Source organism: Enterobacter cloacae complex sp. I2, from assembly GCF_014896205.1.
Lineage (GTDB): Bacteria > Pseudomonadota > Gammaproteobacteria > Enterobacterales > Enterobacteriaceae > Enterobacter > Enterobacter quasihormaechei.
Genome location: NZ_JADBRA010000010.1, coordinates 42,924 through 56,341, shown reverse-complemented (window position 1 = coordinate 56,341; position 13,418 = coordinate 42,924). Strand labels below are relative to the sequence as shown.

Annotated in this window: 10 protein-coding genes; 2 read left to right on the top strand and 8 right to left on the bottom strand. The window is 58.2% G+C overall.

The genetic code is table 11. The features are described from left to right. Positions 1-8: 8 nt before the first annotated feature. The 4 genes from secD to queA are packed head-to-tail and all read right to left on the bottom strand — an operon-like array spanning position 9 to position 4,490. Complete coding sequence (gene secD / locus IM300_RS10470) at positions 9-1,856, bottom strand: protein translocase subunit SecD (RefSeq protein WP_003859106.1); 1,848 nt, start codon at positions 1,854-1,856, stop codon at positions 9-11. A gap of 27 nt (positions 1,857-1,883) precedes the next feature. After that, complete coding sequence (gene yajC / locus IM300_RS10465; protein WP_003859109.1) at positions 1,884-2,216, bottom strand: preprotein translocase subunit YajC; 333 nt, start codon at positions 2,214-2,216, stop codon at positions 1,884-1,886. 22 nt (positions 2,217-2,238) lie between these two features. After that, complete coding sequence (gene tgt, locus IM300_RS10460) at positions 2,239-3,366, bottom strand: tRNA guanosine(34) transglycosylase Tgt (RefSeq protein WP_003859110.1); 1,128 nt, start codon at positions 3,364-3,366, stop codon at positions 2,239-2,241. Positions 3,367-3,419: 53 nt separating this feature from the next. Continuing rightward, positions 3,420-4,490: a tRNA preQ1(34) S-adenosylmethionine ribosyltransferase-isomerase QueA gene (gene queA / locus IM300_RS10455; protein ID WP_064910906.1), complete on the bottom strand. Its 1,071-nt coding sequence runs from the start codon at positions 4,488-4,490 to the stop codon at positions 3,420-3,422. 92 nt (positions 4,491-4,582) lie between these two features. Here queA and acpH point away from each other — a divergent pair, with 92 nt between their 5' ends. Beyond that, entirely contained in the window at positions 4,583-5,164 is a 582-nt protein-coding gene (gene acpH, locus IM300_RS10450) for an ACP phosphodiesterase (RefSeq protein ID WP_193036409.1), read from the top strand. Positions 5,165-5,291: 127 nt separating this feature from the next. Next, a complete protein-coding gene (locus IM300_RS10445) occupies positions 5,292-5,894 on the top strand; it encodes a peroxiredoxin C (protein WP_003859113.1) in 603 nt (200 codons plus the stop codon). A gap of 48 nt (positions 5,895-5,942) precedes the next feature. Here IM300_RS10445 and IM300_RS10440 read toward each other — a convergent pair whose 3' ends face one another. The 4 genes from IM300_RS10440 to proY all read right to left on the bottom strand — a co-directional run bounded on the left by IM300_RS10440 (position 5,943) and on the right by proY (position 13,369). Continuing rightward, positions 5,943-7,322, bottom strand: a complete 1,380-nt coding sequence (locus IM300_RS10440; protein ID WP_193036407.1) for a DUF3999 domain-containing protein — start codon at positions 7,320-7,322, stop codon at positions 5,943-5,945. Continuing rightward, positions 7,319-9,922, bottom strand: a complete 2,604-nt coding sequence (locus tag IM300_RS10435) for a DUF2339 domain-containing protein (protein WP_193036405.1) — start codon at positions 9,920-9,922, stop codon at positions 7,319-7,321. Before IM300_RS10435 ends, IM300_RS10440 begins: the two co-directional genes overlap by 4 nt. 91 nt (positions 9,923-10,013) lie before the next feature. Continuing rightward, entirely contained in the window at positions 10,014-11,831 is a 1,818-nt protein-coding gene (gene malZ, locus IM300_RS10430; protein ID WP_193036403.1) for a maltodextrin glucosidase, read from the bottom strand. Between the two features lie 164 nt (positions 11,832-11,995). Next, positions 11,996-13,369: a proline-specific permease ProY gene (gene proY / locus IM300_RS10425; protein WP_063451712.1), complete on the bottom strand. Its 1,374-nt coding sequence runs from the start codon at positions 13,367-13,369 to the stop codon at positions 11,996-11,998. Positions 13,370-13,418 lie beyond the last annotated feature (49 nt).

Sequence of the window (13,418 nt, the reverse complement as noted above, 5' to 3'; positions counted from 1 at the left end):
CGCACTCCTCAGATAGACAGCTTTTTGACGCGCTTGCCGCCGTACAGCAGGTTCACGATGGCACGGGTGCCGACAATAGCGGTAAACATCGACGTTGCGACACCGATACCGGTAGTAATCGCAAAGCCTTTGATCGCGCCAGTACCCACTGCATACAGGATAAGAACCTTAATCAGTGTTGTTACGTTCGCATCGAAGATGGAGCTGAACGCCCCTTTGTAGCCTTCTTCAATCGCCTGCTGTACAGAACGACCGTTGCTCAGCTCTTCTTTGATACGTTCGTTTATCAGTACGTTGGCGTCGACCGCCACCGCAAGGGTCAGGACGATACCCGCGATACCCGGCATGGTTAGCGTCGCCCCCGGCAGCAGGGACATGATGCCGATGATCAGCACCAGGTTGGCAATCAGCGCAGACGTCGCAATCAGGCCGAACTTCTTATAGAAGAAGATCATGAAGATGATGGACACCGCCAGGCCGGCCAGACACGCTTCCAGACCCTGTTTGATGTTCTGCATACCCAGGGTTGGACCGATGGTACGTTCTTCAACAATCTGAATTGGCGCAATCAGCGCACCGGCACGCAGCAGCAGAGAGAGCTGACGCGCTTCGTTCGGGTTGCTGATACCAGTGATACGGAAGCTGTTCCCCAGACGAGACTGGATGTTGGCGATGTTGATCACCTCTTCCTCTTTCACCAGCACCGCACGGCCGTTGGCGTCTTTCTTACCGCTGTCTTTGTACTCCACGAACAGGGTCGCCATCGGCTTGCCGATGTTGTCCTTAGTGAAGTTAGACATGATGTTGCCACCAGCGCTATCAAGCGAGATATTCACCTGCGGCTGGTTGTACTCATCCTGGCTTGAAGTGGAGTCGGTGATATGGTCACCGGTCAGGATCACGCGTTTGTAGAGCACAACCGGCTGGCCTTCGCGGGTCTGTTTCACTTCGGAATCGCCCGGGACACGGCCTGAGGCCGCAGCAGCCTGATCGACGTTGGAATTCACCAGACGGAACTCCAGGGTCGCTGTCGCACCCAGAATCTCTTTCGCACGTGCGGTATCCTGGATACCCGGCAGCTCAACCACGATACGGTCAGCACCCTGACGCTGTACCAGTGGCTCAGCCACGCCCAGCTGGTTTACACGGTTACGCAGAATGTTGATGTTCTGCTGAACGGCGTATTCACGGGCTTCACTCAGACGCGCGTCGGTCATGACCGCACGCAGCTGGTTGCTGCCCTGAGAGGTGATCACCAGATCGCGGTGACGCTGAGACAGATAAGTCACAGCCTGATCGCGTGCCGCGCTGTCGCGGAACGTGATGCTCATACCGTAGTTATCTTCTTTGCGTACGGTGGTGTACGGAATGCCCTTATCGCGCAGATCGCTGCGCAGGCTGTCGATATTCTGTTCCTGTAGCTTGCCGAGCGCGGTATCCATATCCACTTCCATCAGGAAGTGAACGCCACCACGCAGGTCAAGACCCAGTTTCATTGGCTCTGCGTTCAGCGCAGCCAGCCAGCGCGGAGTTGCAGGAGCAAGGTTAAGCGCCACGACGTATTTATCACCCAGCACGCCCATCAGCGCTTCACGTGCGCGGAGCTGCGTGTCGGTGGTGTCGAAGCGAGCAAGAATTGCGCCCTCTTCCAGTGCCACAGACTTAGCGGTAATTTTTTCTTCTTGTAACGTTTTCTGGACCTGGATCAGCGTTTGCTCACTGGCGGCGACACCGCGCGCGCCAGTGATTTGAACGGCCGGATCCTCACCATACAGGTTGGGAAGCGCGTACAGCAGGCCGACGATAATCACGACGACCAGCATGATGTACTTCCACAAAGGATAACGGTTTAACACGGCAGTTCCCTTTGGGAAAAGTTGGGATTACAGCGCCTTCATGGTGCCTTTCGGCAGAACGGCAGCTACGAAGTCACGTTTGATAACCACTTCAGTGGTGTCGTTGAGGGCGATAGCAATGTAGCCGTTTTCCGCTACTTTGGTTACGCGACCTACCAGGCCACCGTTGGTCAGGACTTCATCGCCTTTCGCGATGGAGTTCATCAGGTTTTTGTGCTCTTTAGTACGCTTCTGCTGTGGACGCAGGATCATGAAGTAGAAGATCAGACCGAACACAACCAGCATCAGAATCAGAGACATCGGGCTGCCCTGCGCTGGTGCGCCCGTTGCTGCTACCGCATCAGAAATAAAAAAGCTCATTCAAATTCCCTCATTATTAAAATTAATCAACGTTCAACGGTGGAACATCCCGCCCCTGACGTTGGTAGAAATCGGTCACGAAGCTCTCTAATTTACCCTCTTCGATAGCCTTACGTAAACCAGCCATTAAGCGCTGATAATAACGAAGATTATGAATGGTATTGAGACGCGCGCCCAAAATCTCGTTGCAACGATCGAGATGATGCAGATACGCGCGAGAATAATTGCGACAGGTATAGCAATCGCACTCGGAATCGAGCGGGCTGGTGTCACTCTTATGCTTCGCGTTACGGATTTTCACCACGCCATCGGTAACGAACAGATGACCGTTACGTGCGTTTCGGGTAGGCATCACGCAGTCGAACATATCAATGCCGCGACGTACGCCTTCCACCAGATCTTCTGGCTTACCCACCCCCATCAGGTATCGTGGTTTATCCGCCGGGATTTGCGGGCAGACATGCTCCAGAATGCGGTGCATATCTTCCTTCGGCTCACCCACAGCCAAACCGCCGACAGCGTAGCCATCAAAGCCTATCTCTACCAGACCTTTAACGGAGATATCGCGTAAATCTTCGTAAACGCTGCCCTGAATAATGCCGAACAGCGCATTTTTGTTTTGCAGGGAATCAAAACGGTCACGGCTACGCTTCGCCCAGCGCAGGGACATCTCCATGGAGCGTTTCGCATAGTCCCAGTCCGCCGGGTATGGCGTACATTCGTCGAAGATCATCACGATATCGGAGCCGAGATCGTACTGAATCTCCATCGATTTTTCCGGATCGAGGAAGATTGGATCGCCGTTGATCGGGTTACGGAAGTGTACGCCCTGCTCGGTGATCTTGCGGATATCGCCCAGGCTGAAGACCTGGAAACCGCCGGAGTCGGTCAGGATCGGGCCTTTCCACTGCATGAAATCGTGCAGATCGCCGTGGAGCTTCATGATCTCCTGGCCCGGACGCAGCCACAGGTGGAAGGTGTTGCCGAGGATAATCTGTGCGCCCGTGGCTTCAACTTCTTCCGGCGTCATCCCTTTTACGGTGCCGTAGGTGCCAACAGGCATAAACGCGGGGGTTTCCACCACGCCGCGATCAAACACCAGGCGACCGCGACGCGCGCGACCGTCGGTGGTATCGAGTTCAAATTTCATTTTTTCTCCGACGTCAGAAAAACAGTCCAACGTTGTCATACGGTGCCGCGGACTTATTCCCCGACACGCTCATTCAAAGCCTGCGGATTGTACGTGATAAACATCGCGTCACCGTAGCTAAAAAAGCGATATTTTTGTTCTACCGCAGACTTGTAGGCATTCATCGTATGCTGATACCCCGCAAACGCGGACACCAGCATAATCAATGTAGATTCAGGCAGATGGAAGTTGGTCACCAGCGCATCAATGACGTTGTACTGATAGCCCGGGTAGATAAAGATCTGCGTATCGCCAAAGAACGGCTCAATCAACTCGCTTTTCGCAGCCTGCGCGGCGCTCTCAAGAGAACGCACGGATGTCGTTCCGACGGCCACGACGCGGCTGCCGCGCGCTTTCGCCGCCAGCACCGCATCCACAACCTCCTGCGGCACTTCGGCGTACTCAGAGTGCATGATGTGGTCTTCGATGCTGTCCACGCGCACCGGCTGGAACGTACCCGCGCCGACGTGCAGCGTCACGAAGGCCATCTCAATGCCTTTGGCGCGCAGCTTTTCCAGCAGCGGTTCATCAAAGTGCAGGCCCGCGGTCGGGGCCGCGACCGCGCCAGGCTTCTGGCTGTAGACGGTCTGGTACAGCTCGCGGTCGGCCTCTTCGTCCGGGCGCTCAATGTACGGCGGCAGCGGCATGTGGCCGATGGTGTTGAGGATATCAAGCACCGTGCGCTCGTCGTCGAACGCCACCTCGAACAGCGCGTCGTGGCGCGCGGTCATGGTCGCTTTGATGCTCTCGTCATCGCCCAGCAGCAGCTCAGCGCCCGGCTTCGGCGCCTTGGAGGCGCGAATATGTGCCAGAATACGTTTATCATCGAGCATACGTTCGACCAGCACTTCAATCTTGCCGCCGCTGGCCTTACGGCCAAACAGGCGCGCCGGGATCACGCGGGTATTGTTAAAGACCAGCAGATCGCCAGGGTTGAGCTTGTCGAGCAGATCGGTGAAAGTACCGTGCGTCAGCGCGCCCGTTGGCCCGTCCAGTGACAGCAAGCGACAGCTGCTACGCTCAGGCATGGGGTAGTGAGCAATCAGGGATTCAGGTAGTTCAAAGGAGAAATCGGCGACGCGCATGACGTATACTCGTGACTTAAAAACAGGCGGCATAGTCTAGTGCTCGCGCCCTTTTGCTGCAACAACTAGCCGCCACCGGACAAATAAAACGCATGAATTTTCTCGCTCACCTGCATCTGGCTCACCTCGCGGACAGCTCCCTCTCCGGCAATTTGCTGGCCGATTTCGTGCGCGGCAACCCCGCGGAAGACTACTCCCCCGAGGTTGTCGACGGGATTTTTATGCACCGCCGCATCGATGTGCTGACCGATAACCTGCCGGAAGTAACGGAATCCAAAGCCTGGTTCCGCCCCGAAACGCGACGCGTGGCGCCAATCACGCTCGACGTAATGTGGGATCATTTTCTGTCGCGCCACTGGTCACAACTGTCGACTGACATGACGCTGCCAGAGTTTGTGCGCTACGCCCACGCGCAGGTCTCAATCATTTTGCCGGACTCCCCGCCGCGCTTTGTGAATCTGAATAACTATCTGTGGTCTGAACGCTGGCTGGAGCGATACCGCGAGATGGATTTTATTCAGAACGTCCTGAACGGCATGGCGAGCCGCCGCCCGCGTCTGGACGCGCTGCGCGACTCATGGCATGACCTGGATGAACATTACGATGCGCTGGAAACCCGCTTCTGGCAGTTCTACCCGCGTATGATGATGCAGGCAAAAAATAAAGAACTGTGAAGCTGGTTTGATTGATAGGTAAAAACTGGTGGAACGATTGTTACCACCTCTTTGTCTTATTCCCGCGCAGTCTCTATACTGGCCCGCGTTGCGTTCCAAATAACCTTAGTATCTACAGGAGAATCATATGGTTCTGGTAACTCGTCCGGCCCCGGATTTTACAGCTGCCGCAGTTCTGGGTAACGGTGAAATCGTTGAGAACTTCAACTTCAAACAGCACACCAACGGTAAAGCAACCGTTCTGTTCTTCTGGCCAATGGACTTCACTTTCGTTTGCCCGTCTGAGCTGATCGCGTTCGACAAACGTTACGAAGAATTCCAGAAGCGTGGCGTAGAAGTGGTTGGCGTCTCCTTCGACTCTGAATTTGTACACAACGCATGGCGTAATACCCCTGTCGAAAACGGCGGCATCGGTGCGGTGAAATACGCGATGGTTGCGGACATCAAACGCGAAATCCAGCAGGCTTACGGTATCGAACATCCGGACGCTGGCGTTGCACTGCGTGGTTCTTTCCTGATCGACGCAAACGGCATCGTTCGTCACCAGGTTGTGAACGATCTGCCGCTGGGTCGTAACATCGACGAAATGCTGCGCATGGTTGACGCGCTCCAGTTCCACGAAGAGCACGGTGAAGTGTGCCCGGCTCAGTGGGAAAAAGGTAAAGAAGGTATGGCCGCTTCCCCAGACGGCGTAGCTAAATACCTGTCTGAGAACGTATCCAGCCTGTAATCGGCACGGTTTACGAAAAACCCGCGAATACGCGGGTTTTTTTATGCCTTATGCGGCGCCGTCTTTTTTTACCTCGCGCCAGACACGCCATGCCATCCCCGCAAGCAGCAATACCCCGGCGATCAGTACGCCCCAGACCATCAGCGTTTTCATCCGGCTTTCCTGCTCTGCCGCGGACGTCGCGGTTAAACGCGCCTCGCCACCCAGCGGGACAGCCTCCAGCGTATCGGCCATCGGCAAGGCTTCAAGATCGTAGGTCTTACGCAGCCCGGACGGGATCAGCATATCCATTTCCACGCTTGCCGGTTTAGCGGCCCCGTTCCCCCACGCGAGCAGGTACGGCCCTCTTCCCTGCGCGTTGAACACCAGATCGTAGCGCACGCGTTGTCCGGTCACGCCCGGCAGGTTCTCCGGCAGGCGCGCGTTCAGGGCGTTAATTTTCACCGCCTCGACCAGCCCGCCCGGAAGCGAAACGGGTTCAGACGTTTTACCGCCAAGCTGGTAGATCACCTCTTTTTTCAGCGTATGCCACCGATCTTTGTCCGAACTCCGCCAGGCTATTTCTACCGGGAGAACGCCGTCGCCATTCAGCATGAAGCCAATCGCGCTGAGGGGTTGCGGATGCGTCCAGCGCCACACGGCTTCGCTTTCGGATACACGCTCTCCCTCTCCCGCCAGGCTAATGTGTTCAGATTCCGCCTGTGCAGGGGCGTTAATGGCGTTGACGCCGGTTAGCGTCAGGGCAGAATGCCCCGTGTTCAGCACCAGAAGCAGATAACGATTCGCCTCAGGGGATAACACCAGATCGGTATTGATGCGGTCGAGCTTAAGGCGATCCTGCCCGCTCATCACGTCCAGCAGCGGCATCTCTTCGCGCAGGGTAGACCAATTTTTCAGATCCTTACCGTAATAGACCGATGCGGTCCCCTGCCACGAGCCCTGCGGCGCGTCCCAAATCAGCTGGAGCTGAGAGAGCGGAATCTCAGCCGCGTTTTCCGGCAGAGTCAGCAGATAGTGCTGTCCAGCCGCCGCTGCTGTCTGCCCTTCCAGCACAATTTCCACGCCATTTCTGGCCCGCAGCATAATTTTCTCGCCGCTGCCCTCTTCCCTGTCCGGCGAGGCGTTAAGCGCAAAGAGGCGCAGAGGCGTTGTGGTCGGTGCCGGCTGCGGACGCGTTGTGGTAACCAGGCTGAACGGAACCGCCTCACCCGCCTGATTAAACACGCGAACGTCGCGCAGATCGGGCGATGTGCTCTGCTGGTAAACGGACAACGGCAGCGTGACCCGATACCACGGCGACGCTGTTGAAGTATCAAGGGACAGGCCGAAGGCATAATCCCGGGGGGATTCCGCCGGTGCGCTCTCGCTTATCGCCGGACCGGACTGGGCCAGCAGCGCCGCATAAACAACCGCTTTCATCCATTTCATTTTTCTTCTCCTGCTTTAGGCGGTAGCGGCGAGAAATAGCCCACAATCAGGACCAGGATCGCCACGCCAATAAACGCGACGGCGCGCGCCAGGCCGCCTCCGCCCGCGCTGTCCACCAGCATCAGCTTGAGCATGACCACGCCCAGCAGCGTCGCACCGCCAAGCCACTGCTGGCGGGAGGCCCGACGGGTGGCGCGGATCATCACCACCAGCGCGCAGAACATCCAGAACAGGGCAAAGGTGGTCTGAATAAGCCGCGAATGCCACAATGATTCCATGTTCCATGCCACCTCGCCGTACCACGCCAGCGCGCGCAGCAGCGCGCCGTTAAGCCACCAGAAGCCAAGCGCCATCAGCGCAACGGCGGGCCACGGTCGGGACTGCGCAAGCGATGCCGGATAGTAGCGTTCCACGGCCCGATAGAAGACCATCAGCCCCAGCAGGGCAAACGCAGCCCCTTCCTCAAGCGGGTTCACCAGCGGCAGCCAGGTCTGTCGATAGACCACGCCGTCCTGGAAATTGGTGACCACCAGCAATACCAGGAGCACCACAACCACCGGTATCATGCTAAGACAGGCATAGAGTGCAGGCCAGACCCGGAACGGCCACGCGCGATGCCGGACGGCCGCGGAGAGCATCATAATCACCCCACCGCCAACAGCCATGGCGATGCCGCTTCCCCAGGCCGCCATTCCCCACGGCAGGGAGCGGGCAAACCAGTAAAGTTCAGCGCCCAGCGCCAGCAAAATCATCCACAACAGCGACAGGTGCAGCCCCATCGACAGGCGCGGAAGACGTTTTTCTTCGTCGCGCCGCAGCAGCATCAGGGCGGCAGGAAGCGCAATACACCAGGCCAGATTTGCCCAGCCTGCCGCCAGGATCTGCTGGTGCGAGACCTGATACAGCACCATCAGCAGCATCATCGGCCACAGCAGCCATTTACTGGCATCCAGCTCCCGCCATGCCAGACGCGCGGCAATTTGCCGCCAGCCCCAGGCCGACGCCGCCGTCAGCGCCAGCACGCCCGCCAGAACCGCTAACTCCGGCTTGAGGATCAGCTGCGACGCGCCCATCAGCGCCACCAGCCAGAACAGCAGCCCGCCGGCCAGCAGCGTCCAGCTGCCCGGCAGCGCGATTTTCCGCCACAGCCAGGCCGCAGCCAGCCAGCAGAGGCTGAGCACCGCGAAGATCAGCAGCAGGCTCAGCGACGTGACGCCGTTCATCTGCGCCCACATGGCGCTGCCGAGCGCCAGGATCAGCAGCGCCGTCCCGCTATAACTCATGCGCCGCTGTTGCTGCTGTACGCCCAGCCACAGGATGCCCAGCCCTTCCAGCGCCCAGGCCATCGCCGTCCAGCGTGCCGACAGCGCCAGCGGGATGGCAAGCGTGGCAAACCCGCCGCCAATCGCCAGCACCGCCATAACCAGCGGTCGTCCGATGGAGGGGTAACGCCGCAGCGCGAGAAACGCCAGCGAGAGGTAAAACGCACCGTAGCCCAGCGCGCTGAGCGCCGGGCCGTACGTCCAGTGCGAGGTCATGCCGTACTGCATCCCAAACCCCACCAGCGGCGGGGCAAACAGCAGTACGCCGTCAATAATCTGCTTGCCCTTTTCCTGCGCCCGCAGCGACAGCGCCACGCTAAACACGCCGAAAATCAGCGTATTGGCGATCAGAAACAGTTGGCAGATGACGTAGTCTTCAGGCTGGTAGTCGCTCAGCCCCCACAAGCCGCCAACGCCGAACGTAAAGAGCAGCCCGAGCAGATTGAGCTCGCGCCAGTGCTGCCAGATGCAGATGACGAGAATGCCGATGGACAGCAGAAGATAGAAGGAGAACAGCGCCACAAAGCTTCCCCCACCCGTCGACAGAAGCAGCGGGGCGAGATACCCGCCGAGGCTCGCCAGCATGGCAAGGCTCAGGGCCCTTTGCAGAACGGCCAGCCCAACGCTCGCCGCGCAAATCACCACCAGCAGCGCAAACGCCAGGGTCATCGGCAGCATCTGCCACAGCCGGAATGCGCCAAAGACGGTCAGGTAGAGTACGCCGGTCGCCCCGCCCTGGAGAATAAGGGCATAGATACGCTGCCTGTGCCGCAGCCGCCAGCCAATGACCAGCAGCACCATGGCAAACAGCGCCGTGGCGGCAAGGCGCAGCTCAAGCGGGAACAGTGAATGTTCAACGGTATAGCGCAGCAGGAAAGAGAGACCCAGGAAGAGCAGCACAATCCCCAGCTTTGCCAGCGGATTGCCCTGCATGAACCAGCGCGTCAGCGAGGAGAGAATGCCGCCAAAGGCAGAAGGCCGTTTTGCCGCCCGTACAGGTGCAGGTTTTGCTTCGGTGACGGGCGGTTCGGGACGCCAGGGATCGACAGGTGCGGTAACGGCCTCTGCCGCTGGTTCCTCCACCGGCGTGACGGCCTGCACCGGCTCCGGCACTTTTTCAGCCACACCACGCTGCTCAAGCGCCTCAATGCGCTGGCGAAGCCGGGCGATCTCCTGCTTCGCCGCCGTGCTTCGGTTAAAGCCGATAACCGCCAGCACGGGTGCCACTACCAGCGCAAAAACCAGGAACAAACAGCCAAGGATGTAAAGCTCGTCCATGTTTCCACCTTCACCGTAAACGATCCGTTAAGATTGACACAAATAGTTGCATTTGCGCCATCTTAAAAGGTGAAAACCCTTCTGCCTGCGGTTAACCGCCGAACCAGACCGCCGCAGAGATAGCGGGAAGCGTGAGCACGCTCTCCTGGAACGTCGCTTTGCCCTCTTTACTCTTCCACGTTTTACCGGCCAGCAGCGGGGAATTGTCCAGCACGACTTCGCACGCCTCGCCCCGGTTGATTGCGACCAGCACGCGCTGCTGGTTATAAACGCGGACAAACACCACCACGTTATCGTGGGCGTACATCACCTGACAGCCCCCGTAGCGCAGGGCCTGGCTCTGCTTGCGCAGCGTCGCCATGCGCTGGTACAGGCTGAACAGATCCTGATCCTGCTTTTCAGGCTCCCACGGGAAGGTTTTACGGCAGAACGGATCGTTGTTGCCGTCCAGCCCGACTTCACCGCCATAGTAGATGCAGGGTACGCCCGGCCAGGTGAAGAGCCAGGTCACCGCCAGCGGCAGGCGCGCCACATCTTTACCCAGCAGCGACTTAAAGCGCGCGGTATCGTGGCTGTCGAGCTGGTTGAACATCCGCAGCTGCTGCTGATGCGACAGGCTGGCGCGATAGTTCTCCATCCAGGCCATGCAGGTTTCGGCGTCAATATGCTGCGGATCGTAAGAGATATCGGTGTTAGCGAGGAACCCCCACAGCGGGAAGGTGAAGCCGCGATAGTTCATCGCCGCGTCTTCCGCATCTGCCTGCAACCACTGGCGCGCGTCGCCAAAGTGCTCCCCGAAAACGAATGCCTCCGGGCGGGCCATTTTTGCCGAGCGGGTAATGGCGGCGACATGCTGTAGATTATTTCGCGCCCCACCCGCTTCCCCCAGCATATGCACCACGTCCAGCCGCCAGCCGTCCATATTCCACGGCGCTTTGAGCCAGTGGCGCACAATGCTGTCTTCCCCGCCGTAGATCTCGTTCACCAGCGAGGGCGACTGGAAATCAAGCTTCGGCAGGCTCGGGTAGCCCAGCCAGTCCAGAGCGCGCCCCTCCTCGTCAAAACTGTACCAGTCACGCTGCGGTGAGTCAGGATTATGGCAAGCGCCCCCCATCGACTGATTGTGACGATCAAACCAGCCGTGAGAATCCCCGCTGTGGTTGAACACACCATCGAGGATCAGACGCATACCTTCTTTTTGCGTGTTATGACGCAGCCGCAGCAGCGCCTCGTCGCCGCCAAACTGCTCGTCAACGTGGCGGTAATCCTGAGTATCGTATTTGTGTACGCTTGGCGCTTTAAACACCGGGTTCAGGTAGAGCGCCGTCACGCCGAGCGTTTTCAGGTACGGCAGTTTTTCGCTGATACCGTCGAGATCGCCGCCGTAAAAGGTCGATCCCCCCGCCTGGGCGGTCAGCGGCTCATCCCATTTTTTCAGGATGATGTCGTGACCGGCCGCATGATGGTAGTAGACCTTGTCCTGATCGGCGGTGCGCTTTTCAGAACGCGCAAAGCGGTCCGGGAAAATCTGGTAAAAGACCTGATCGTTAACCCACTGCGGGCCGCTATCGGGGCAGTCCACCGCAAACTGCTCCAGGCGCGCGGGCGGAAAACGGCTAAATCCCTGCGGGGTAAACCACAGCTGACGGTTATTCCACAGCAGCTTAAAGCCGTAACGGCGTCGAGGCTGCCCGCTGCGCAAATCGATATTTGCCCGCCACGCCGTGATGCCCGGCTGCGGCTGGCTGCGCACTTTGTGCATTTTCAGCGACGTTTCTTCGTTATCCACTTCGGCGCGCAGCGTCACGCGTTCAGGCTGATTTTCCCCCGCCAGCCAGAGCGTAATCACAAGGTTGTCTTTGTTTTGCTTAACAAATGGGGCAACCGGAAGGTGCCAGGCGTTTAACATCACGAATCCCCTTTGATGAAATTGACGTCACCTTGCCACAGGGTTGTTAAGGTTAGCTCACCATGACGGAATTTATTGGGGGAGGAGGACGGGGGATGAGACTTTTTGCCGGGGCAAAAGGGCGTGTAGGCCGGGTAAGCGCAGCGCCACCCGGCGTTTTTATCTTACTCTGCTTCCGCCAGCTGACGGTCGCGGCGGCATTTAAACATCCAGCCCACCAGCAGCAGGACGATCCACGCGAAGCCCACGTACAGGGAGATACGGGTATCCGGGTGATAACCAATCAGGCCAATGATGAAGACCAGGAAGATGAGGCCGACGATGGTCGTTGGCACGCCCCCCGGCACTTTGAACTTGAGCGCTTTGGCCTCTTCTGGCGACAGGCGGCGACGGAACGCAATCTGCGACAGCAGGATCATGATCCACACCCACACGGTAGCGAAGGTCGCCAGCGACGCGATTACCAGGAAGACGTTCTCCGGCATGATGTAGTTCAGGTAGACCGAGAACAGCAGCGCCACGGTCATCACCAGCACCGTTACCCACGGAGTGCCGCGACGCGACGTTTTGGCAAACACCTTCGGCGCGCTGCCCTGCTCCGCCATGCCGTGCAGCATGCGGCCCACGCCGAACACGTCACTGTTGATGGCCGACAGCGAGGCGGTCAGCACCACAAAGTTGAGAATGCTGGCCGCAAACGCAATGCCCATATGCTGGAAGGTCAGAACAAACGGGCTGCCGTTGGTGCCCACCTGGTTCCATGGGTAAATGGACATAATCACAAACAGCGTGCCCACATAGAACACCAGGATACGCATCGGCACCGAGTTAATGGCGCGCGGAATGGACTTCTCAGGGTCTTTCGCTTCCCCGGCGGTGATGCCGATAATCTCGATACCGCCATAGGCGAACATGACCATCTGAAGCGACATGACCATCCCAAGCCAGCCGTTGCTGAAGAAGCCGCCGTTGCTCCACAGGTTATGGATGCCGGTTGGCTGCCCGCCGTTGCCGATACCCCAGATGATAATGCCGAAACCGGCGAGGATCATGATGATAATGGTCGCAACCTTGAAGAAGGAGAACCAGAACTCCAGCTCGCCAAACACCTTCACGCTCATCAGGTTAACGGCGCAGATGATCAGTACCACGCTCAGCACCCAGATCCAGTGCGGCACGGCGGGGAACCAGACCCCCATATAGATGCCAAACGCCGTTACGTCAGCAATCGCGACAATCAGGATTTCGAAGCAGTAGGTCCAGCCGGTGATAAAACCGGCCAGCGGGCCCAGGTTTTCCTGCGCGTAGCGTGAAAACGAGCTGGCAGACGGGTTGTGAACCGACATCTCACCCAGCGCACGCATGATGATATAAGCCGCGGCGCCGCCGATGATGTAGGCCAGCAGAACGCTTGGACCGGCCATTTTGATGGCATCTGCCGAGCCATAAAAAAGACCGGTGCCGATAGCCGAGCCCAGCGCCATAAAGCGGATGTGGCGGGTGCTCAATCCACGTTTAAGTTTGTTAGTGCTTTCCATTAAAATCTTGCCATTCAACACGAAAAAAACAAAAAACCACGGGGCCTTA